Source organism: Morganella sp. Je.2.23 (genome assembly GCF_051129855.1).
Classification (GTDB): domain Bacteria; phylum Pseudomonadota; class Gammaproteobacteria; order Enterobacterales; family Enterobacteriaceae; genus Morganella; species Morganella sibonii.
Window position 1 is genome coordinate 95,415 of record NZ_JBCPSQ010000008.1, and the last position, 21,570, is coordinate 116,984.

The window sequence follows — 21,570 nt, forward strand, 5'->3', positions numbered from 1 at the left end:
TGCCGTCACGGGTGACATCACACATCCAATTCCACCCGATCGCCTTTTTCCTGCAACCAGTTCCGGCGATCTTCCGCACGTTTCTTCCCGAGGAGCATATCCATCACCGACATCGTTTCCTGATAGTTTTCCTCATTAATAGTGAGCTGTACCAGACGACGCGTATTCGGATTCAGGGTCGTTTCACGCAACTGACCCGGGTTCATTTCCCCCAGCCCTTTAAAACGCTGCACATTCGGTTTACCGCGTTTGCGGCTTAATTTATCCAGAATCGCATTTTTTTCGCTCTCATCAAGGGCATAATGCACTTCCTTGCCAAGATCAATACGATAGAGAGGCGGCATTGCCATGTAAACATGGCCGGCTTTTACCAGCGCCGGGAAGTGACGCACAAACAGCGCGCACAGCAGCGTGGCAATATGCAGTCCGTCCGAGTCCGCATCCGCGAGGATACAGATTTTACCGTAACGCAGAGTGCTTAAATCGTCGCTGTCCGGGTCGATACCAATAGCCACAGAAATATTATGCACTTCCTGAGAGGCCAGTACTTCATCCGACGACACTTCCCAGGTATTCAGTATTTTACCGCGCAGCGGCATAATCGCCTGGAATTCCCGGTCTCGCGCCTGTTTGGCTGAGCCGCCTGCCGAATCTCCTTCCACCAGAAACAGTTCAGTCTGGTTCAGATCCTGGGATGAGCAGTCCGCCAGTTTGCCGGGCAGTGCCGGGCCTGATGTCAGTTTTTTGCGCACCACTTTTTTCGCGGCACGCAGACGGCGCTGGGCGCTGGCAATCGCCAGTTCCGCCAGCTGTTCCGCAGCCTGCACGTTCTGATTGAGCCACAGACTGAAAGCATCTTTTACCACGCCGCTGACAAACGCCGCGCACTGACGTGATGACAGGCGTTCTTTAGTCTGCCCTGCGAACTGCGGATCCTGCATTTTCACGGAGAGCACATAGGCACAGCGCTCCCAGATATCGTCAGCGGATAACTTCACGCCGCGCGGCAGGATATTGCGGAATTCGCAGAACTCGCGGATGCCGTCGAGCAGCCCCTGGCGCAGACCATTGGCATGGGTTCCGCCCAGCGGGGTCGGGATCAGGTTGACGTAGCTTTCGGTCAGCAGTTCACCGCCTTCCGGCAGCCACAGCAGTGCCCAGTCCACCTGTTCATTATCCCCGGCATGTTTACCGGTAAACGGTGCTTCCGGCAGGGTCACCAGACCGTTGACGTTCTCCATCAGGTAATCGGTCAGACCATCCTGATAGCACCAGCGCTGTTCGGTGTCGTTCACATTATCTTTGAAAAGGATCTCAACACCCGGGCACAGCACGGCTTTGGCTTTCAGCAGGTGTGTCAGCCGGGAGACAGAGAAGCGCGGACTGTCAAAAAACTGCTCATCCGGCCAGAAATGTACACTGGTGCCGGTATTGCGTTTGCCGCACTGCCCGATGACAGCCAGTTCACTGACTTTGTCACCATTTTCAAAGGCAATCTGATAAACCTGTCCGTCACGGCGGACAGTCACTTCAGTGCGTTTTGACAACGCATTGACCACGGAAATACCTACCCCGTGAAGACCACCGGAAAACTGATAGTTTTTATTGGAGAACTTCCCCCCCGCATGCAGGCGGGTCATGATCAGTTCGACCGCAGACACTTTCTCTTCCGGGTGGATATCCACCGGCATGCCGCGCCCGTTGTCAATGACTTCAACAGACTGATCTTTATGTAAAATAACTTCGACAGATTTAGCGTGACCGGCTAAAGCCTCATCGACGCTGTTGTCGATAACTTCCTGAGCAAGGTGATTCGGGCGCGTCGTGTCCGTGTACATACCCGGACGGCGGCGGACAGGCTCCAAACCACTGAGGACTTCAATATCCTCTGCGTTATATGATGATTGCGTCATGTTGGATTATCGGTTTTTCGCTAAAAAATAAACAAAATACGTGAATGATACTGGCGATAATACCAGTCCCTGATAAATTTAAATACGATTTTTCATTGGCGGGTAAGGCCGAGGAACTCAACTATCTGCGGAAAAAAACGCTGAAATCCGGTAAATGCGTGGTTTCCGCCGGATTCAATCGTCTGTTTACATGCCACCAGACGGGTGACAGCCTGACGGTAATCCAGCACTTCATCGCCGGTCTGCTGTAACAACCAGATCAAATCCGGTGATTCAACAGGATCGGCAAAAATCGCCCGTAAATCCTGCATATGATGCGGTTCGAGCGTATAACGCTCACCGGTATAGGGGTTTTCATTTTCCCCGAGATAGTCCTGAAGCAAATCAAACGGATACACCGCCGGATTAACCACCACCGCGGGAACATCAAACGCCTGCGACAGCCAGATGGCAAAATACCCGCCCAGCGACGACCCGACAATACCGGTATTCTCACCGGCCAGCGAGTTCATCAGATCCTCCAGAAACAGTGCGGCTTCATCCGGATAGCAGGGAATTTGCGGCTGTAACATCCGGATCTCCGGATAGTGTTCCGCCAGCCACGTTTTCAGCATTGTCCCTTTCTCTGACAACGGAGAACTGTTGAAGCCGTGCAGATAAAGGAGCGTCGCCATCAGTAACCGTCCGAACCCAGATCGGGGCTGAATTCGTCTGTTTCCAGCCGGAACAGCTGTGTACTCAGGGACGGATTGTCACCGGTGGTCAGTTCCAGATAACGCCAGCCCGGAGCGGCGGTGTCCAGCGTGAAATTAGTGCAGTGCGGTTTAAACTGGACACAGGTTGACGGCGTGGCCAGTATGCGGATGCCGTTCCACATGACATCCATATCCTGGTGAATATGCCCGCACAGGATAGCATCAATATTCTGATAGCGGGTCAGAACCTCTGCCAGCATATGTGAGTTGCGCAGACTGTGCTGATCAAGCCAGGTACAGCCGGAGGCCAGAGGATGGTGATGCAGCATCACAACAGTATGACGGCCCGGCTGCTGCGCCAGGCAGTTATCCAGCCAGATAAGCTGGTCATCGCTCAGTTCGCCGTGCGGTACGCCCTGAACCTGACTGTCGAGCAGCAGGATCTGCCACTGTTCACCGAGCAGCACCTGTTTGGAGGAAGAGATCCCCGCGGCGGCCAGTTCCTTTGCCATGGACGGCTGATAATCGTGATTCCCCGGCAGCCAGACACACGGCGCCGGTAAACGGGCGATACCGTCCGTAAACCGCTGATAGGCCCGGGTGGTCTGATCCTGAACCAGATCACCGGTGGCTGCAATCAGGTCAGCCGGTAACTGCTGTTTTGCGATAGCATCCAGTACGGCGTGGTAACTGTTCAGGGTATTAATTCCCAGCAGCGTGTCTGTTTCGCCGGCAAAAAGGTGCGTATCGGTAATCTGTAAAATTCTGACCGCAGCGCCGTCAGCTACGGGCAAGTGCAACGGGATTTCCAATCGATATCCTTGTGATTTTAACAACTAACATATAATGATAAGTGTTTCGGCGAAGAAGATCTGCAATCCCGCACACAATTCCCCGGTTGCACATAAAAAAATCCGGATTATTTGTCCCGCCACGTTGTGCGTATGCGTTCATAATGCAATGTAAGCCACTGAATTGCAATGACAGTTGCTGCGTTATCGATCACACCTTCTTCAACCCACTGATACGCCTGTTCACGGCTGACCACATGAACACGGATGTCCTCGTTCTCCTGTGCCAGCCCGTGTACCCCGCCCGCTGAGGTGGTATCCGCCTCACCGATATACACATACATCCGTTCGGATGTGCCCCCCGGACTTGAAAGATAACTCAGCGCAAAGGTACAGCGGCCGATTTTCAGCCCGGCTTCTTCTTCCGCCTCACGACGCACCACATCTTCGGCGGATTCCCCGCTTTTATCGATCATCCCGGCGACCGCCTCCAGCAGCCACGGAGTCTGACTGCTTTCGATTGCCGGTAAACGGATTTGTTCAATCAGTACGATTTCATCACGGATCGGGTCATACGGCAAAATCACACCGGCATTTCCCCGCTCAAACACCTCACGGCGGATTTCCGGGCTCCAGCCGCCCTCAAACAACCGGTGCCGGAAGCGATATTCATTAATCTTAAAAAATCCGGAAAACAGAGTTTTCTGACTGATTATCTCCACGTCATCACAACTGAACGTAAAAGGAAATCCGGATGTGTGTTTCATACTATTTTCTCCGCCGGTAAATCAATTCTGTATGATAAAGGCATTTTTCATCATTTGAGATAAAGAAATTTTCTGCCCGTTGAGGTAAAGTTAAGCTAATTTAACGCAGAAGGCACAAACGGCTACCTTTATTAGCGAGCGGACTCTGCTAGAATTAGAGCCATTTGGTGCTTCCCGTGAGGCAACTGACAGATTAGCGCTGTGCAAAAAGGAATCCTAATGAAGAAACTGCTTTCTCTTCTCATTGCTGTGAGTGTGGCAGGTTTCAGCTCTGTCACCCAGGCTGAAGACCTCCTGCAGGTTTATCAAAAAGCGAAAGAGACCAACCCGACCCTCCGTCAGATTCAGGCGGAACGTAACCAGGCTTTTGAAAAAATTAACGAAGCCCGCAGTCCGTTACTGCCGCAGTTAGGTTTAGGCGGAGGTTATGACTATACCAGCGGTTATCGCGACAACAATAACCAGGACAGTAATGCACTAAATGCACAGCTGAAACTGACCCAGACCATTTTTGACATGAGTAAATGGCGTCAGCTGAATCTGCAGGAACAAACTGCCGGGATCAGCGACATCACATTTCAGAGTGCCCAGCAACAACTGATTCTGGATACTTCCGTTGCCTATTTTAACGTGCTGCGTGCGCTGGATACCCTGTCATACGTACAGGCACAGAAAGAAGCAGTCTACCGCCAGCTGGATCAGACCACTCAGCGTTTCAACGTCGGTCTGGTAGCCATTACTGACGTGCAGAACGCCCGTGCCAACTACGACAGCGTTCTGGCGCAGGAAGTGGCCGGCCGTAACGATGTCGAAAACGCCATCGAAGCGCTGCGTCAGGTGAGCGGTATTTATTACAGCGAATTATCGTCCCTGGATGTGAACCGCTTTAAAACCAATGCCCCGGATGCTATCGAAGCCCTGCTGAAAGAAGCACAGGAACGTAACCTGAACCTGCTGAGTGCCACACTGAACCGTAACCTCGCAAAAGAGCAGATCAGTCTGGCAGAATCCGGTCACTATCCGACCGTGGGTCTGACAGCCAGTACCGGAGTCACCAACACAGACTACAGCGGCAACGGCTATCCTAACGGCCGTCCGAATAACAGCTATGCAGGCCAGAGCTCCATCGGTGTGAACGTCAGTATTCCGCTGTACACCGGCGGCAGTGTCTCATCACAGGTTGATCAGGCACAATACGGTTACACTGCTGCGAGTGAAAAACTGGAAGCCACACTGCGTCAGGTTATTCAGACCACCCGTTCTTCGTACAACAACATCAACGCCTCAATCAGCAGCGTGAACGCCTATAAACAGGTCGTAACCTCTGCGGAAAGCTCACTGGATGCAACCGAAGCCGGTTATCAGGTGGGTACGCGTACGATTGTGGATGTGCTGAATGCCACCACCACGTTGTATGATGCGAAGAAAAGCCTGTCCAACGCCCGTTATGACTATCTGATTAACCAGCTTTATATCAGCCAGGCACGCGGCACACTGAATGAAGACGATATCCTGCGCCTTAACCAGGTGCTGGGCAAAGCAATTTCCACATCGCCGGCGTCAGTGACAAACACTGCCCGCTGATCTTCATACGATATGACGATAAACCCGCTCCGGCGGGTTTTTTTATGCTTTTACTGTGTATAAGGACAATATTTCTGCCGGGCAGTGAAATATCAGGTTATATCGCGTAATCCGCAATATAATTACGCCTGACGGACACATTTTGTCGGTAAAAATACCGCGATACCGGTATCTTTTTTTTCTGTTAAACCGATTTAATTCACATCAGATGCAAAAAGCAGATTATTGCTTTAATTTCACACAGTTTTCCCCTATCCTAGACAGTTATTACCTCTCCATGAAACCGTTTCCGGATATTACAACGATGACAATGAAACGCACCAAGAATATTAACCGCGACGCTTTCCGCAAAACCTGGCGTCAATACCGCCTGGCACCTGTTGCGGCTGCTGTCGGCGCTGTTCTGATGTTAACCGCCTGCGATGAAGCCGATGAAACCGTTGCGCTCTACACCACTGCAGAGCAGTGCTCCGCCGCTAACCCGTCACAGGCCGGTGAATGCACCACTGCTTATAACAACGCACTGGAAGAAGCGGCAAAAACCGCCCCGAAATATGCCACCCGTGAAGACTGTGTGGCGGAATTCGGTGAAGCCCAGTGTACTCAGGCACCCACTGAGCTGGCAAACAACAGCCAGCAGCAACAGCCTGCCCAGGCTTCCGGCAGCTTCTGGATGCCGCTGATGGCCGGTTATATGATGGGCCGTATGATGGGCGGTGGTGCAGCAGCCTCACAGCCGCTGTTTACCTCCCGTAACCCGGCAAGCCCGGCTAACGGTAAATTTGTTGATGCCACCGGCAAGAACTACGGTTCCGCCACCGGCGGGCGCAGCATGACCGTGCCGAAAACTGCCATGGCACCAAAACCGGCCACCACAACCACCACCACGCGTGGCGGGTTCGGTGACAGCGTGGCGAAACAAAACACGATGCAGCGCTCATCCGGCAGCAGTTCATCTTCCCGTTCAATGGGCGGCTGATTTGCATGAAACGCGTACCGATTAGCGAGCGCCCTGACTGGCGCGGGAAAGCCGGGGAATTCGGCTTTCATTTTCATACCATGTACGGCGAACCGTACTGGTCAGAAGATGCCTGTTACCAGTTCACTCTGGCACAAATCGATGAAATCGAGGAAGTGACTAACGAACTGCATCAGATGTGTCTTCAGGTGGTGGATAAAGTCACTCAAAGTGACGAGCTGATGGCCCGTTTTCAAATCCCGAAACATTGTTGGGATTTCGTGCGTGAGTCATGGGCAACCCGTCAGCCGTCGCTCTATTCCCGCCTGGATCTGGCTTATGACGGCGTTAACCCGCCGAAGTTACTGGAAAACAATGCGGATACACCAACGTCGCTGTACGAATCCGCTTTTTTCCAGTGGATCTGGCTGGAAGACCAGATCGCCGCAGGAAACCTGCCGGAGAATGCCGATCAGTTCAACGGTATTCAGGAAAAGCTGATTGAGCGTTTCGGTGTACTGGCGGAAGAGTACGGGTTCCGTTATCTGCATATGGCCTGCTGTCAGGATTCTGTGGAAGATCGCGGCACCATCCAGTATTTACAGGATTGTGCGCAGGAAGCCGGTGTCACCACTGATTTTCTGTTTATTGAAGATATCGGGCTGGGCGATCGCGGTGAGTTTACTGATCTTCAGGATCAGATTATCAGCAATATGTTTAAACTCTATCCGTGGGAATTTATGATGCGGGAGATTTTCTCCACCAAGCTGACGGATGCCGGTGTACGCTGGCTGGAACCGGCCTGGAAGAGCATTATCTCCAACAAAGCCCTGCTGCCTATGTTGTGGGAAATGTTCCCGGATCACCCGAACCTGCTGCCAGCCTATTTTGCGGATAAACCGTATCCGGAAATGGAAAGCTACGTTATCAAGCCGTTGTTCTCCCGCGAAGGTGCCAACATCCGTATTATCGAAAACGGCAAAGAAATTGCCGCAGCGGACGGCCCTTACGGTGAAGAGGGTATGATTGTCCAGCAGTTCCATCCCCTGCCGAAATTCGGCGACAGCTATACCCTCGTGGGCAGCTGGCTGGTGAATGATGAATCTGCCGGGATCTGTATCCGTGAAGATAAAGAGCTTATCACCCAGGATCTCTCCCGTTTCTATCCGCATGTCATTATTGACTGACGAATAGTCTCTGGCTGATACAAAAATCCCCGCGATATCCGGTATCGCGGGGATTTTTTATAACGAAAAGAAATCGTCAGCCGACTTTGACTGTCAGCATACTCAGTGAGCCGGATTCAATACCATCCACCGGTACAGTAACCGGTTCACTGCCCTGCCGCAGACCCAGGATATAGAGCAGCGGCAGATAATGTTCCGGCGACGGATTCGACCGTTTACCGTCTTCGCGCTCAAGTGCATTCACCAGCGGATGCGGCCGGGTGTCGCTCTCCAGGTTATCACGCACGAAATTATTAAAACTCACTGCCCACGGATACGGTTCGGCCTGCGCATTCTGCCAGTCCATCTCACGCAGATTATGCACCACATTACCGCTGCCGAGCACCAGTATCCCTTCATCACGCAGCGCAGCCAGCTTACGGCCGGTATCGTAATGCCATTGCGCCGGTTTGCTGCCGTCGAGGCTGAGCTGTACCACCGGGATATCCGCTTCCGGATACATTTTAACTAAGATCCCCCAGCTGCCGTGATCTAACCCCCACTCACCGTGATCTTCCCCGATATTGTCATCATTCAGCAGATCTTTCACCCGCGCTACCAGCGCCGCTGAGCCGGGAGCCGGATATTCCGTTTCATGCAGTGCCTGCGGGAAACCGCGAAAATCATGGATAGTGCGCGGATGCGCAGCCGATGTCAGCCACGTCCCCTGCGTATACCAGTGTGCGGAAATCACCAGAATGGCGGACGGGCGCGGCATCTGTTCTCCCAGTTGCCGCCAGGTTTCAGTATAACGGTTGGTTTCCAGGACATTCATCGGGCTGCCGTGACCTGCAAACAGAGCCGGTAATCGTTTCATTGCTGACCTCACACAAAAAATTGTTCACTGAGATCAGTGTATGCCATTCCGGGATTTATCACGCAGGGTAATCATGATGAAGTTGTTCAAAAAATATGACGGGTACGCAGATACAAAAATGCCGCTGTGTCAGCAGCGGCATTCTCAGGATTTCAGTCTGTTCAGTTACTGACCCTGTCAGTGATTTCAGCCCGCTTTCGCCATTAACTGTTCGCGGTACTGAACCAGGTCATCAATCGTCACGACCGGCATATCATGTTGTTTTGCAAACACGATAACTTCCGGTGCACGGGCCATTGAGCCGTCGTCGTTGGTCAGTTCACACAGCACACCGTACGGCTTCAGACCGGCGAGGGTCGCCAGGTCAACAGACGCTTCGGTATGACCGCGGCGGGTTAATACTCCGCCATTCTGCGCACGCAGCGGGAACACATGCCCCGGACGGTTCAGATCCGCCGGTACAGCGCCATCCGCGACTGCGGCACGGATTGTGGTGATGCGGTCTGCCGCAGAAACCCCGGTGGTCACACCGTGAGCGGCTTCAATCGTCACCGTAAAGCCGGTTTTGAACTGGCTGGAGTTGTTCTCCACCATCATCGGCAGGTCAAGCTGCTGACGGCGTTCGTCAGTCAGGCACAGGCACACAATACCGCTGCCGTGACGGATGGTCAGTGCCATCTGCTCAACGGTCATGGTTTCGGCGGCGAACACCATGTCGCCTTCGTTTTCGCGGTTTTCATCATCGAGTACCATAACGCCCCGTCCCTGACGGATAGCTGCAATGGCACGTTCTGCACGTTCAATCGGATTGCCGTAATCTGATAACAGCGTCTGATTCATGGTAAATAAACCTCATCGTAATTAAAAATGATTACCAGAACCAGGGCATCTTAGGAGTTGCATACATATCATAAAGCCATGTCATAAAACCATGCCGCAGCAGGTTTTTACCAGCACAGATAATTGATGATATGCGATCGGACGGGCGGATTTCGCCCGGCTGATGCTGACTCTCTCCCATCCGGACTATAACCGTCGGCCCCGGAATTACACCGGATCTGCTGACCTTCACCTGGGTGAAGCGCTCGCGGGCTTCATTCGCACTGGAATGTTTACCGCCGGTGGGGACTTTCACCCCGCCCTGAGATAGCGTGATCACTATACCCCCGATAAATCATCCCGGCCAGTAGTTATTTTTACCGGGGGCTCAAAATGAGAACTCAGACTGGTTCAGAATCCCGTAACAGGTTACTATTTGCGGCATAACGATCCTCCGGCTCAGAAAGGAAAAATCATGATTGACCCGAAAAAAATTGAACAGATTGCCACACAGCTGCAAAGCGCGCTGCCGAAAGGTGTGCGGGAGATCGGAGCGGATATCGATAAAAAGATGCGGGCTGTTTTACAATCACAGCTCGGTAAGCTGGATTTAGTCAACCGCGAAGAGTTTGATGTGCAGACACAGGTGCTGCTGCGTACCCGTGAAAAGCTGTCGCAGATGGAAAAACGTCTGGCGGAGCTGGAAGCACGCCTGGCAGAAAAAGGCGGCGAGTAACACCAACAGGAGATACGCAATGCGTATCTCCTGAATAATCAGTCTGTTACTTTGATTTATTGATAGTATTGATGATATTGGTGGTGGAAATGCCATCCTCAAAATTGAGAACTTTCACTTCGCCGCCAGCAGCCCACACTTCCTCACTGCCGGCAATCTCTTCCGGACGGTAATCCCCGCCCTTTACCAGCACATCCGGCAGGACAGAGGCAATCAGACGCTGCGGCGTATCTTCCTCAAACGGTACCACCCAATCCACAGCACCCAGTGCGCCGAGCACAATCATGCGCTGATCCAGCGGGTTAACCGGACGGCTTTCGCCTTTCAGGCGTTTTGTGGAAGCGTCACTATTCACCGCCACAATCAGGCGATCTCCCAGTTTGCGGGCATTGGCAAGATAAGAAACATGTCCGGCGTGCAGAATATCAAAGCAGCCGTTGGTCATCACCACTTTCTCGCCGCGCTGGCGGGCATCCACCACGGCCTGATGCAACTCTTCTTCGGTCATCACACCAAAGCCGTTATCACTGCGGCCGCGTACGGCATTTTCCAGCTCAACCGGTGAAACCGTGGACGTCCCCAGCTTACCGACCACGACACCCGCCGCCGCATTCGCCAGCGCACAGGATTCATCCAGGGTTTTCCCGGCCGCCAGCGAGGTTGCCAGCACACCGATTACCGTATCCCCGGCACCGGTCACATCAAAGACTTCCTGAGCCAGTGTCGGCAAATGCAGAGCCGGTTGTCCCGGACGCAGCAGGCTCATGCCCTGCTCGGAGCGGGTCACCAGCAGTGCCTGTAAATCAAAATCACGGATAACTTTCAGGCCTTTTTCTTCGATATCGGCATTATCGGTACATTTTCCGGCCACGGCTTCAAACTCTGACATATTCGGTGTCAGCAGGGTTGCGCCGCGATAACGGGCAAAATCGGTGCCTTTCGGGTCGATCAGGATCGGCACGCCGGATTTACGGGCCAGTGCGATCATCTCTTCCACATGCGCCAACGCGCCTTTGGCATAATCAGACAGCACCAGTGCGCCGATGTGCGGCAGCGCCTGTGCGATACGTTCGAGCATCGGCTGCGGATCGACATCCGAAAAACCTTCTTCAAAATCCAGGCGGATCAGCTGCTGGCTGCGGGATAACACGCGCAGCTTGGTGATCGTCGGGTGTGTCGGCAGGCCGACAAAATCACAGCGGACTTTGACATCATTCAGGCGCTCGGTCAGTGCGCGGGCGGCGTCATCAATACCGGTCAGACCCACGAGGCGGGAATTCGCTCCCAGAGAGGCGATGTTCATAGCCACGTTTGCCGCGCCGCCGGGACGCTCTTCAATTTCAGTGACTTTAACCACCGGCACCGGGGCTTCCGGGGAGATCCGGCTGGTCGGCCCGTGCCAGTAACGATCTAACATCACATCACCGACAACTAAAACTGCGGCATTCTGAAAATCCGGGAGTGTTACTTTCATTCCCTGCTCCACCTTATGAATAACGAAATTATTGCTGATAATATCACAAACCGGCCACCGGACAGAAAATCCGCGTACGGCCGCCGGTATTTATTCCCCGAGCCAGTGCAGCCAGCGGGCACGGACAAATTCGCGCTCTGCGGCAAATTCGGTCAGCGGTACCACACCGGACTTATCCTGCAACGAGAGATGATGCAGCCTGTCGCGCATCATAATATAAGCTGCGGTCAGCCGCAGAGATTCCTCTTCCGGCATCACATCATAGTTTGCCATCAGTTCAAAAATCCGGACATTATCAGACCAGCGGATCAGCGCCTTATTTTCCGGCGCAAAACGCAGAACCAGATACTGGGCAATAAATTCAATATCCGTGATCCCGCCCGGATCAGTTTTGATGTTAAATACACTGTCGTCACGGCTGCCGAGATGCTGATACATTTTTTCGCGCATCTCACGGACATCCTGTTTCAGTTGCGCGTTATCACGCTGACGGCACAGAATATCACGGCGGATGCCGTCAAAACGGGCGGCAATCGCCTCATCGCCATACACCTGGCGGGCACGGATCAGAGCCTGATGTTCCCATGTCCAGGCGCTGTTCTGCTGGTAATCCGCGAATGCCTCCAAAGTGCTGACCAGCATCCCGGCCTCCCCGGACGGACGCAGACGGGCATCCACCTCATACAGCACACCGGATGACGTACGGGTGCTGAACAGATGCATAATGCGCTGCGCCAGACGCAGATAGAACTGCCGCGCGTCGATTTCACGCGGGCCGGTAGTTTGTGTGCCTTCCGGACAATCCAGCAGGAACACCAGGTCGAGATCCGAACTGTAACCCAGTTCCCAGCCGCCCAGCTTGCCATAGCCGATCACCGCAAAACCTTTATCCCCGCCGCGGGTCAGATGTGCGGGTTCTCCGTAGCGTCTGACCATCTGCCCCCACGCCTGCTGCACCACTGCGGCGATCATCGCTTCCGCCAGCCAGGTCAGGTGATCACTCACTTTCATCACCGGCAGTACGCCGGTGATATCTTCTGCCGCGATCCGCAGCAGCTGCGCCTGTTTAAACTGGCGGAGTGCTTCAAGCTGCTGTTCCTCATCCTCCTCCGGAACCCGCATCAGATACTGACGCAGCTCATCACGGTACGCATTCAGCGGTAACGGCTGATAGAGCGATGCCGGGTCCAGCAGTTCATCAAGCAGCAGCGGATGGCGTGCCAGTTGCACAGCTATCATCGGGGATGCCGCACACAACCGCACCACGTGCGTCAGCACCACATCAGATTCCAGCAGCAGCTCCAGATAGGTTGTCCGGCTGACAATACTGAGCAGCAGCGGCGTCAGACGCTGTAACACCCGTTGCGCATCCGGTTGTGATACCAGTTTCGCCAGCAGTTTGGGCAGCAGCTGATCGAGCACATCCCGCCCGCGCGGCCCGATGGTCCGCTTACCGAGATCCTGACGGAACCCCTGTAAACCGGTCAGAAACTGTGCGGCATCGTCTTCGTTCAGCTGAAACAGTGAGGTAATATCACTCAGTTCCGGCTCACTCTCCCACAACGAGATAAAAGGTTGTAACGCGGTTTCATCGTCACTTTCCTCATCATCCTCGCCGATAAGATCAGTAAAAATCTGATGTACTGCCGCCATTTTGCTGTTCAGCACCGTTTCCAGATCCGCCCACGAAGCGGCATCCATTCCCTGAGCCAGCCGCGCCTGATCAACAGGCGAGTCCGGCAGCGTCTGTGTCTGGCTGTCATTAATGGCCTGCAACAGGTTTTCCAGCCGCCGCAGATAAGCATAGGCATCCAGCAACTGCACGACCTGTTCCTCACCAAGCAGCCCCAGCCGGGCAATTTCTGCCAGCGCCGCATGCAGGGATTGTGTCTGTAACCCCGGTTCACGTCCGCCGCGGATCAGCTGAAAGACCTGGGTGATAAACTCTATTTCCCTGATCCCCCCGGCACCGAGCTTGATATTGTTTGTCAGCCCGCGCCGCCGGACTTCGCGGCCAATCATGCCTTTCATATTACGCAGCGACTGGATCACACTGAAATCGATATAACGGCGGTAGACAAACGGACGCAGCATCCGGCGCAGCGTTTCACTGTAAGCAGAATCATCACGACCGAGAATGCGCGCTTTGACCATCGCATAGCGCTCCCAGTCGCGCCCCTGTTCCTGATAGTAATCTTCGAGAGCGGAAAAACTGAATACCAGCGGCCCGCTGTCGCCGAACGGCCGCAGACGCATATCCACGCGGTAAACAAAACCGTCCGCCGTCGTGTGATCCAGCATTCTGATAATTTTTTGTCCCAGGCGGGTAAAGAACTGCGCATTTTCCAGTTCACGGCGGCCCCCCTGTGTGACACCGTTTTCCGGATAAGCAAAAATGAGGTCAATATCGGAGGAGAAATTCAGCTCACCGCCGCCCAGTTTTCCCATTCCGAGGATCAGCAGCGGCATCGCACTGCCGTCCGGCGAACAGGGCGTGCCCCAGTCCGCACAACAACGCTGATAAAGCCAGTCGCGGGCGGCGATAATCAGAACTTCCGCCAGCTCGCTGATCTGGCGCAGCGTCTCTTCTGTCGTACTCCGGCGCAGGAGCTGCATCACCGCAATACGCATCAGCATCTGATAACGAAACAGACGCAGCACCCGCATCACATCCTCTTCCTGCGTGGCATCCGTCATCATCTCCGCCAGCCGGGCGGCATAATTGCGCCATTCATCCGGTTGCGGCGGGGTGTTGCGCAAAGCAGATAACCAGTCCGGATGGCGGATACACTGCTCCGCCACAAAATCACTGCCGGCAAAAATTATCTCTTCCTGTTCAGAGTACGGCGCCGTGCCGGTATCAAGCCGGGTGGTTACCCGCTCAGCAATCTGGCGGAGTATCGGGGTCAGCGGCAGCATCAATGTTCCTTTTGTTATCAGATTCACATTGCAGTTCAAAACCCGGTTATGGCATGGCGGGAGCCGCCATCCACAGTGCAAAAACCCATTGCGTGAAAGCCAGTTTACACTGCAACCATAGCGGACTGAAACAGACATCCTCAGGTTTTGCATCCGCTGATGCCAGTGCGGCGGCGACGTCAGGCAGCGGGCAGTCACGGACAAAATCAGGCACCGCGCCGGGATACCGGTCAGCCATTGTCAGCAGCAGGGAAATCGTCTGCCGCAGCGCCGGTAACGCACCGTCCGCATTCAGCAGCCAGGCTTCTTCAAGGCTCTGCCACTGTTTGATCAGGCGGACGACCACATCCGTCAGGGGAGTCTGCGGCTCCCAATCCGTAAACAGCTCCGGTAATACCGGTACCGGGGCGCCCTGTGCCAGCCAGTAACCGCGCGCGGCTTTGCTGCGCCCGGCAAGGCGCAGTCCGGGTAATTCCGCCAGCGCTTTTGCCGCCGTCAGTAGATCAGCAGCAGAGCCCGCTTTCAGCTCCATCTCAAATTCACAAATCGGGCATTCCGCCTCTCCGGCAACCACACTGCCCTGATCCAGCACGGCTTCCACCACACTGTTATTCACCGTCAGCAGCCACTTTTCACGGGCAAAATCTGTGGTAAAGCGGGCACGCAGTGATGATTGCAGCGCCGCAACATCCGTTTCCGGCGGCCAGACTTCCGCAGGCAGTGCGGCTAAATCCAGTTCCGGCCGGGACAGCGGAATATTATATTCAGGACGCTGATGTAACCCGCCGATATCATTACCGGCTGTTTTCAGGGTCATTTCATATTCAGTATCACATCCCCGGATACGCAGGCCCATATCCCACTTCCGCAACGTATCATCCGCTGTTTCAAAATAGCTGTTAGTCAGGCGGACAGCACGGAAATGCTGATGAGGAAAGGCTGTCAGTCCGGTGATAACGGCGGCAATCGCCTCCGGTTTTACTGCAAATTTCAGTTCTGTTTCGTAATCGCTCATAGACATTCCCGCCATCCTGTACTGTTATTTATCATCAGCCCGGCCTTGCTTTCGTCATAAAAATGACCCTGATTTGTTATCACCAGCCGGATTTTTCGCTGTTTATCCACTTTATCCCGTCATTTATTCCGCGGTTAAGAGTAATCTCATGGCTGTTTAACGTTTGCACCCGCACACTTAACTCATTAGTATGATATTCATAACCAACGATTGATAAAGCTGATGACGATGAAAAAACTCGCCTTACTCCCTTTGCTGTTTGCAGCAACTGTCAGCATTACCGCACATGCTGAAGAAACCCGTTACGTCTCCGACGATCTCTCCACCTATGTTCACAGCGGCCCGAGCAACCGCTACCGCATCGCCGGCTCACTCAATTCCGGTGAAAAAGTCACGATGCTTGATGTCAATAATGAAACCGGCTTTGTCCGGGTCCGTGACAGCAAAAACCGCGATGTCTGGTTACCGAAAGAGCTGCTGAGCACCACACCCAGCCTGAAAGAGCGCGTTCCTGCCATGGAAGAAGAGATTCAGACACTGCGCGGCAAACTCGCCAATATCGACGGCACCTGGAACGACAAAACGGCAGATATGCAAAACCGCGTGGCTGCCAGTGATGATATCATCAATAACCTGAAAAAAGAGAATGACAGCCTGCGTAATCAGGTTGTGGTCGCAAAGAAAAAACTGGATGCCATCAGTGTGCAGTTAGATGATAAACAGCGCGATATTATTCTGCAGTGGTTTATGTACGGCGGCGGTGTGGCCGGTGCCGGTCTGTTGCTGGGTCTGCTGCTGCCGCATATGATTCCGCGCCGGAAGAAAAAAGATCGCTGGATGAACTGAGACTCACAGTAAGCGCAGTACGGAGAAAAATGTGGATATCTATCTGGTCGGCGGCGCAGTCCGCGATGCACTGCTGGGTCTGCCTGTCTCGGACAGAGACTGGGTGGTTGTCGGCGCGACTCCTGACATCATGCTGGAACGCGGCTATCAGCAGGTAGGGCGCGATTTTCCTGTTTTTCTCCATCCCGGTACCCGTGAGGAGTATGCCCTTGCACGGACAGAGCGGAAAACCGGCGCCGGATACACCGGTTTTGCCTGTTACAGTGCGCCGGATGTCACGCTGGAAGATGATTTGCAGCGCCGTGATCTGACCATCAATGCCATGGCGCAATCGGCTGACGGTACACTGTATGACCCGTATCACGGGGCGGATGATCTGAAAAACCGTATTCTCCGCCATGTTTCTGAGGCGTTCACGGAAGATCCGCTGCGTGTCCTGCGGGTAGCGCGCTTTGCTGCCCGTTTTGCACCGCAGGGATTTGTGATTGCACCGGAAACCCTTGAGCTGATGTCTGCCATCACACAACAGGGAGAGCTTGCACACCTGACGGCAGAACGGGTCTGGAAAGAGACCGAAAAAGCCCTCAGCAGCGCGTGTCCGGATATCTACTTTTCTGTACTGCGCCGTTGCGGTGCACTGACTGTACTGTTTCCGGAACTGGAAACCCTGTTCTGTGCCACTGACGGCCAGACCGGTTATGACATCCTGACAGCCGGACTTCTGCGCCGGACAGTGTTTTTGACAAACAGCACCGATATCCGCTTTGCCGCATTGTGTCTTTATCTGAGCTGCCACAGTACCGGAGAGGGAACGTCTGCCATTCAGCAACTGTCAGAGCGCCTGCGGGTGCCGAACCCGGCACGGGATCTGGCTCTGCTTGCCACCTGTCATTACCGGACGGTTCATGATATCGGTCAGCTGACCGCAGACGATATTATTGCTTTGTTTGATTCCCTGGATGCCTGGCGTAAACCGGAACGCATCACACAGCTGGCTGTCCTTTGTGAAGCAGATTACCGCAGCCGGATAGCACCGGAAGCAACAGATTACCCGCAGGGGCATATACTGGCGGAGGCCTTCACTCTTGCACAGAACGTTGCCGTCAAACCGGTTATTGAGGTCGGCTTCAAAGGTGCGGATATCAAAGCGGAGCTCACCCGCCGCCGTGCAGAGGCCGTCGGAGAGTGGCAACAAAAAAGCCGTTCATGATGAACGGCTTTTTTATTTCAGGCTGATCAGTCTGCGGCTATTTCTCCGCAGACTCCATACCCACTAACCCGACTTTCAGATATCCCGCTTTACGCAGAGCATCCATAATGCCCATCAGCGTTTCATAATCGACCGTTTTATCTGCCTGGAAGAAGATCGTGGTTTCCTTATTGGATTCCGTGGTCTGATCCAGGATCTGAGCCAGTGTTTCTTTTGTGACTTCCTGTTCGCCCACCAGCAGCTGGTTATCCGCTTTCACCGTCAGGAAGACCGGTTTTTCCGGACGCGGCTGTGGTTTTGCCGTTGAGGCCGGCAGGTTCACTTTGATATCAACGGTCGCCAGCGGTGCTGCCACCATAAAGATGATCAGCAGAACCAACATCACATCAATAAAGGGTGTGACGTTAATTTCATGCAATTCGCCGCTGTCATCCAACTCTTCGTTAAGACGCATTGCCATCAGATATTACCCTGCTTTGCTGTCTGCCAGGTCGAGATCACGGCCCAGCCATAAAATAGTGTGTGCTGCGGTATCCCCCAGATCCCCGCGGTAAGCAGAAATCATACGGGCAAAGATGTTGTAGATCACCACAGCCGGAATTGCCGCAACCAGGCCTAATGCCGTTGCCAGCAGTGCTTCTGCGATCCCCGGTGCCACCACCGCGAGGTTGGTGGTCTGCGAGTGGGCGATACCGATGAAGCTGTTCATGATACCCCATACGGTACCAAACAGACCGACAAATGGTGAGATAGCCCCGATAGTCGCCAGATAGCCGTTACCGCGCCCCATATGACGGGCAACACCCGCCACGATGCGCTCCTGACGGAAGGTCACACGGTCTTTGATACCGCTCAGGTCACGGCTTTTTTCTGATGCAGTCCGCTCATTCACAGCATCAAGTATCAGCATCCGGGTAACACTCTTTTTCCCGAACGTATCGGCAATAGCCGCGGCTTCATCCAGCGAACGTGCGCCGCTTATTGCGTCGGCTTCACGGCGGATACGGCGGCGGGAAACGATAAGGTCAGCCCCCTTGGCAAAGAAAATAGCCCAGGTAATCACTGAAGCGATAATAAGGCCGATCATAACCGATTTAACGATCATATCTGCGCCCCGATACATGGAAATCACGGACAGTTCTGCCGCAAAACCACGGTTACCGTCTGCCGGAGCTGAACTGATTTCCTGAACAGGAACTTCTGCCGCAGTTGCAGGTACCGCCGGTTGTTCAGGTGTCTGAGCAGGCTGACCGGCTGTTGCTGCCGGCGCGGTGACAGGTGTTGTTGTCGCTGGTGTGACAGCAGCAGTGTTATCTGCAAATGCACTGCCGGTTAAACATAATGCCAATAGCACAGAAACGGTCAAATTACGCATCAGTTGGCCTTCAACTCTCTTTTGTTATGAACTTTTTCTCAGCAAAAAATAAATCGTGTTATTCATCGCTACCCAAAAACGAAACCCGCTGATCATATCAAACCCTGAGCAATTTGATAGTAATTATCATTAAGGTTTACCAAAAAAATGCCGTCCCGGAGGGAAATTCCACACAGATCGCTAAGTGTTTACCGTAAACCAACCGGCAAGATTACCGATAAAACGCATAAAAAATATACAGGCCGGTTTGATAATCCGCCCACCTTTATACCTTTCGTTAATCAGAAGAAAAACCCGATCAAATCAAACGGGTGAACAATTTTTGCGATACACTGTCTGTATCGTTGTTCCGGATCTCGTTTTACAGGAAATCTAATGTCTAGTTTATCAGAGATTGTGAGTGCACTCTGGTCTCACGATTTTACCACTCTCTCTAATCCCGAAGTCCTCTGGCTGGTTTACGCTATCCTCTTCACGGTTATTGTGCTGGAGAACGGCATTCTGCCCACCGCGTTTCTGCCCGGGGATACCCTGCTGATTTTATCAGGCGCACTGATTGCAAAGGGAGTGATGGATTTCCTGCCGACACTGGTGATTCTGACCGCCGCCGCCGGTATCGGCAGCTGGCTCGGTTTTATTCAGGGGCGCTGGCTGAGTGATACCAAAACCGTCAGGCGCTGGATGACGCAGATCCCGAAAAATTATCATCAGAAAGCCGAAGTGCTGTTTAACCGCCACGGCCTGTATGCGCTGCTGATCGGCCGCTTCCTCGGTTTCGTCCGTACTCTGCTGCCGATGCTGGCCGGACTCTCCACACTGCCGAACCGCCGTTTTCAGTTTTTTAACTGGCTGAGCGGTTTTCTCTGGGTGGCGATTATTACCACCTTCGGCTATGTGCTCAATCAGATTCCGTTTGTCAAAGCACACGAAAAAACGGTGATGACAGCCCTGCTGCTGATCCCGGTCTTTTTCCTGATTATCGGTATTATTGCGTCACTGTATCTGCTGTTCCGTCACTACCGCAGACGCCGGGCTCTGCTGAACCGCAGACGTCACCGCACTCATAAAAAATAAGATGATGGCTCCTTCGGGAGCTTTTTTCTGCCTGCCTGCCGGAAAGCACGATCCGGTTCGCTACCACACCCGCCCTGATTTACACTACACTTAATAGTTATCCGCTAATAGTTACCAGCTAAATGGTTATCAGCCGATTAGTTATCCGCTTCATTTTTCCTAATCTTAACCGGAGAAATAATGAACAACTTCACGCTTTTCACCCCGACCAAAATTCATTTCGGTAAAGGCCAAATCGCCAGACTGAGCAGTGAAATTCCGAAAGATGCCAAAGTATTAATATTGTACGGCGGCGGCAGTATCAAGCGTAACGGTGTTTACGATCAGGTACTGGCCGCTCTGGATGGCTATGAGGTTCATGAGTTTTCAGGAATCGAGCCGAACCCGGCCTATGAAACACTGGTAAAAGCTATCGCGTATATCCGTGAGCACGACATCAGTTACCTGCTGGCAGTCGGCGGCGGCTCCGTTATCGACGGCACCAAATTTATCGCCGCCGCGGTGGATTATCCGGGTGAGCCGTGGGATATCATCACCACCGGAGGCCGCAATATCCGGAGTGCACTGCCGATTGCCTGTGTACTGACACTCCCTGCCACCGGTTCTGAAACCAACTGTTTTTCTGTTGTCAGCCGCCGTGAAACCGGGGATAAACAATCCTTCGGTCACCCGCTGGTGCATCCGAAGTGCGCTATTCTTGATCCTCAGACCACTTACACACTGCCGCCGCGCCAGACCGCCAATGGTGTGGTCGATGCCTTTATTCACACCCTTGAGCAATACCTGACTTATCCGGTGAACGCCAAAATTCAGGACCGGTTTGCCGAAGGTATTCTGCTGACTCTGATTGAGGAAGGCCCGAAAGTACTGGCCAATCCTGAAGATTATGACAGCCGCGCCAATGTGATGTGGGCAGCGACCCAGGCACTGAGCGGGCTGATTGGTGCCGGTGTGCCGCAGGACTGGGCAACGCATGCACTGGGACATGAAATTACCGCACTGTACGGATTAGATCACGCACAAACCCTGGCTATTGTGTTACCGGCACTGCTGCGGGAAAAACGCAAAACCAAGCGGGAAAAATTATTGCAGTACGCTGAGCGTATCTGGCATCTGACAGACGGTTCGGAAGAGAGCCGGATTGAATGTGCTATTGAAGCGACCCGCATTTTCTTTGAAGAACTGGGTGTTAAAACCCGCTTTTCTGATTATCAGATTGATGACAGCCGTATTCCTGAGCTGGTTGCCAAACTCAGCGAACACGGTCAGACCGCACTGGGCGAGCAGAAGGACATAACGCCGGAAGTCAGCGAACGGATCTACCGGGCTGCCGTCTGATACCCCATGAATA

General features: G+C 53.5%; 19 protein-coding genes and 1 riboswitch. Of the genes, 8 read left to right on the forward strand and 11 right to left on the reverse strand.

Going from position 1 to position 21,570, the window contains the following annotated elements; all coding sequences use genetic code 11:
- Positions 1–17: 17 nt before the first annotated feature.
- The 4 genes from parE to nudF all read right to left on the reverse strand — a co-directional run bounded on the left by parE (position 18) and on the right by nudF (position 4,166).
- Positions 18–1,913, reverse strand: a complete 1,896-nt coding sequence (gene parE / locus AAZR23_RS18845) for a DNA topoisomerase IV subunit B (RefSeq protein WP_166706970.1) — start codon at positions 1,911–1,913, stop codon at positions 18–20.
- A gap of 92 nt (positions 1,914–2,005) precedes the next feature.
- Complete coding sequence (gene yqiA, locus AAZR23_RS18850; RefSeq protein WP_046894141.1) at positions 2,006–2,587, reverse strand: esterase YqiA; 582 nt, start codon at positions 2,585–2,587, stop codon at positions 2,006–2,008.
- Complete coding sequence (gene cpdA / locus AAZR23_RS18855) at positions 2,587–3,420, reverse strand: 3',5'-cyclic-AMP phosphodiesterase (RefSeq protein ID WP_052926331.1); 834 nt, start codon at positions 3,418–3,420, stop codon at positions 2,587–2,589. Before cpdA ends, yqiA begins: the two co-directional genes overlap by 1 nt.
- A 107-nt stretch (positions 3,421–3,527) precedes the next feature.
- Positions 3,528–4,166, reverse strand: coding sequence for an ADP-ribose diphosphatase (gene nudF, locus AAZR23_RS18860; RefSeq protein WP_052926330.1), 639 nt, complete (start codon positions 4,164–4,166; stop codon positions 3,528–3,530).
- 219 nt (positions 4,167–4,385) lie between these two features.
- On the opposite strand from nudF, the gene tolC reads away from it, so the two are divergent.
- The 3 genes from tolC to AAZR23_RS18875 all read left to right on the forward strand — a co-directional run bounded on the left by tolC (position 4,386) and on the right by AAZR23_RS18875 (position 7,895).
- A complete protein-coding gene (gene tolC / locus AAZR23_RS18865; protein WP_434694319.1) occupies positions 4,386–5,750 on the forward strand; it encodes an outer membrane channel protein TolC in 1,365 nt (454 codons plus the stop codon).
- A gap of 304 nt (positions 5,751–6,054) precedes the next feature.
- Complete coding sequence (locus AAZR23_RS18870; protein ID WP_107680186.1) at positions 6,055–6,729, forward strand: DUF1190 family protein; 675 nt, start codon at positions 6,055–6,057, stop codon at positions 6,727–6,729.
- A 5-nt stretch (positions 6,730–6,734) separates the two neighbouring features.
- Positions 6,735–7,895 carry a glutathionylspermidine synthase family protein gene (locus AAZR23_RS18875; RefSeq protein ID WP_434694322.1) on the forward strand — a complete coding sequence of 387 codons (1,161 nt, stop codon included), beginning with the start codon at positions 6,735–6,737 and terminating at the stop codon, positions 7,893–7,895.
- A 76-nt stretch (positions 7,896–7,971) separates the two neighbouring features.
- On the opposite strand, the gene ygiD is transcribed toward AAZR23_RS18875, so the two are convergent.
- Both ygiD and ribB read right to left on the reverse strand, forming a co-directional pair.
- Positions 7,972–8,751 carry a 4,5-DOPA dioxygenase extradiol gene (ygiD, locus tag AAZR23_RS18880; RefSeq protein WP_434694323.1) on the reverse strand — a complete coding sequence of 260 codons (780 nt, stop codon included), beginning with the start codon at positions 8,749–8,751 and terminating at the stop codon, positions 7,972–7,974.
- A gap of 186 nt (positions 8,752–8,937) precedes the next feature.
- The gene (gene ribB / locus AAZR23_RS18885) at positions 8,938–9,591 is read right to left on the reverse strand and encodes a 3,4-dihydroxy-2-butanone-4-phosphate synthase (protein ID WP_046894134.1); all 654 of its coding nucleotides are present in this window, start codon (positions 9,589–9,591) and stop codon (positions 8,938–8,940) included.
- Positions 9,592–9,758: 167 nt separating this feature from the next.
- Positions 9,759–9,904: riboswitch (FMN riboswitch) on the reverse strand.
- Between the two features lie 141 nt (positions 9,905–10,045).
- On the opposite strand from ribB, the gene ubiK reads away from it, so the two are divergent.
- Positions 10,046–10,306 carry a ubiquinone biosynthesis accessory factor UbiK gene (gene ubiK / locus AAZR23_RS18890; RefSeq protein ID WP_046894132.1) on the forward strand — a complete coding sequence of 87 codons (261 nt, stop codon included), beginning with the start codon at positions 10,046–10,048 and terminating at the stop codon, positions 10,304–10,306.
- 46 nt (positions 10,307–10,352) lie between these two features.
- Here the strand turns inward: ubiK and hldE are convergent, their stop codons facing one another.
- The 3 genes from hldE to AAZR23_RS18905 form a co-directional block, all read right to left on the reverse strand.
- A complete protein-coding gene (gene hldE / locus AAZR23_RS18895) occupies positions 10,353–11,780 on the reverse strand; it encodes a bifunctional D-glycero-beta-D-manno-heptose-7-phosphate kinase/D-glycero-beta-D-manno-heptose 1-phosphate adenylyltransferase HldE (RefSeq protein WP_434694326.1) in 1,428 nt (475 codons plus the stop codon).
- A gap of 90 nt (positions 11,781–11,870) precedes the next feature.
- Positions 11,871–14,699, reverse strand: coding sequence for a bifunctional [glutamate--ammonia ligase]-adenylyl-L-tyrosine phosphorylase/[glutamate--ammonia-ligase] adenylyltransferase (glnE, locus tag AAZR23_RS18900; protein ID WP_434694328.1), 2,829 nt, complete (start codon positions 14,697–14,699; stop codon positions 11,871–11,873).
- 46 nt (positions 14,700–14,745) lie between these two features.
- On the reverse strand, positions 14,746–15,714 hold the full coding sequence (locus tag AAZR23_RS18905) for an inorganic triphosphatase (RefSeq protein ID WP_243846684.1): 969 nt from the start codon (positions 15,712–15,714) through the stop codon (positions 14,746–14,748).
- Positions 15,715–15,942: 228 nt separating this feature from the next.
- Between AAZR23_RS18905 and AAZR23_RS18910 the strand changes: the two genes are divergently transcribed.
- Positions 15,943–16,560 (forward strand): TIGR04211 family SH3 domain-containing protein, encoded by a 618-nt coding sequence (locus AAZR23_RS18910; protein WP_182106474.1) that lies wholly within the window; start codon positions 15,943–15,945, stop codon positions 16,558–16,560.
- A gap of 31 nt (positions 16,561–16,591) precedes the next feature.
- On the forward strand, positions 16,592–17,770 hold the full coding sequence (locus AAZR23_RS18915; protein WP_434694330.1) for a multifunctional CCA addition/repair protein: 1,179 nt from the start codon (positions 16,592–16,594) through the stop codon (positions 17,768–17,770).
- Between the two features lie 37 nt (positions 17,771–17,807).
- Here the strand turns inward: AAZR23_RS18915 and exbD are convergent, their stop codons facing one another.
- A complete protein-coding gene (gene exbD, locus AAZR23_RS18920) occupies positions 17,808–18,230 on the reverse strand; it encodes a TonB system transport protein ExbD (RefSeq protein ID WP_046894127.1) in 423 nt (140 codons plus the stop codon).
- A 6-nt stretch (positions 18,231–18,236) separates the two neighbouring features.
- The gene (gene exbB / locus AAZR23_RS18925) at positions 18,237–19,145 is read right to left on the reverse strand and encodes a tonB-system energizer ExbB (protein ID WP_434694332.1); all 909 of its coding nucleotides are present in this window, start codon (positions 19,143–19,145) and stop codon (positions 18,237–18,239) included.
- Positions 19,146–19,520: 375 nt separating this feature from the next.
- Between exbB and AAZR23_RS18930 the strand changes: the two genes are divergently transcribed.
- Together AAZR23_RS18930 and yqhD are read left to right on the forward strand one after the other, a co-directional pair.
- Positions 19,521–20,219, forward strand: coding sequence for a DedA family protein (locus AAZR23_RS18930; RefSeq protein WP_107680194.1), 699 nt, complete (start codon positions 19,521–19,523; stop codon positions 20,217–20,219).
- A gap of 180 nt (positions 20,220–20,399) precedes the next feature.
- A complete protein-coding gene (gene yqhD, locus AAZR23_RS18935) occupies positions 20,400–21,557 on the forward strand; it encodes an alcohol dehydrogenase (protein WP_046894124.1) in 1,158 nt (385 codons plus the stop codon).
- Positions 21,558–21,570: the final 13 nt, after the last annotated feature.

Excerpts from the sequence above, each read along its gene's own strand:
- tolC (WP_434694319.1), top strand. The coding sequence starts at position 4,386 with ATGAAGAAACTGCTTTCTCTTCTCATTGCTGTGAGTGTGGCAGGTTTC.
- ygiD (WP_434694323.1), bottom strand. The coding sequence starts at position 8,751 with ATGAAACGATTACCGGCTCTGTTTGCAGGTCACGGCAGCCCGATGAAT.
- parE (WP_166706970.1), bottom strand. The coding sequence starts at position 1,913 with ATGACGCAATCATCATATAACGCAGAGGATATTGAAGTCCTCAGTGGT.
- nudF (WP_052926330.1), bottom strand. The coding sequence starts at position 4,166 with ATGAAACACACATCCGGATTTCCTTTTACGTTCAGTTGTGATGACGTG.
- exbB (WP_434694332.1), bottom strand. The coding sequence starts at position 19,145 with ATGCGTAATTTGACCGTTTCTGTGCTATTGGCATTATGTTTAACCGGC.
- AAZR23_RS18910 (WP_182106474.1), top strand. The coding sequence starts at position 15,943 with ATGAAAAAACTCGCCTTACTCCCTTTGCTGTTTGCAGCAACTGTCAGC.
- AAZR23_RS18930 (WP_107680194.1), top strand. The coding sequence starts at position 19,521 with ATGTCTAGTTTATCAGAGATTGTGAGTGCACTCTGGTCTCACGATTTT.
- yqiA (WP_046894141.1), bottom strand. The coding sequence starts at position 2,587 with ATGGCGACGCTCCTTTATCTGCACGGCTTCAACAGTTCTCCGTTGTCA.
- ribB (WP_046894134.1), bottom strand. The coding sequence starts at position 9,591 with ATGAATCAGACGCTGTTATCAGATTACGGCAATCCGATTGAACGTGCA.
- AAZR23_RS18870 (WP_107680186.1), top strand. The coding sequence starts at position 6,055 with ATGACAATGAAACGCACCAAGAATATTAACCGCGACGCTTTCCGCAAA.
- glnE (WP_434694328.1), bottom strand. The coding sequence starts at position 14,699 with ATGCTGCCGCTGACCCCGATACTCCGCCAGATTGCTGAGCGGGTAACC.
- exbD (WP_046894127.1), bottom strand. The coding sequence starts at position 18,230 with ATGGCAATGCGTCTTAACGAAGAGTTGGATGACAGCGGCGAATTGCAT.
- AAZR23_RS18875 (WP_434694322.1), top strand. The coding sequence starts at position 6,735 with ATGAAACGCGTACCGATTAGCGAGCGCCCTGACTGGCGCGGGAAAGCC.
- hldE (WP_434694326.1), bottom strand. The coding sequence starts at position 11,780 with ATGAAAGTAACACTCCCGGATTTTCAGAATGCCGCAGTTTTAGTTGTC.
- yqhD (WP_046894124.1), top strand. The coding sequence starts at position 20,400 with ATGAACAACTTCACGCTTTTCACCCCGACCAAAATTCATTTCGGTAAA.
- AAZR23_RS18905 (WP_243846684.1), bottom strand. The coding sequence starts at position 15,714 with ATGAGCGATTACGAAACAGAACTGAAATTTGCAGTAAAACCGGAGGCG.
- ubiK (WP_046894132.1), top strand. The coding sequence starts at position 10,046 with ATGATTGACCCGAAAAAAATTGAACAGATTGCCACACAGCTGCAAAGC.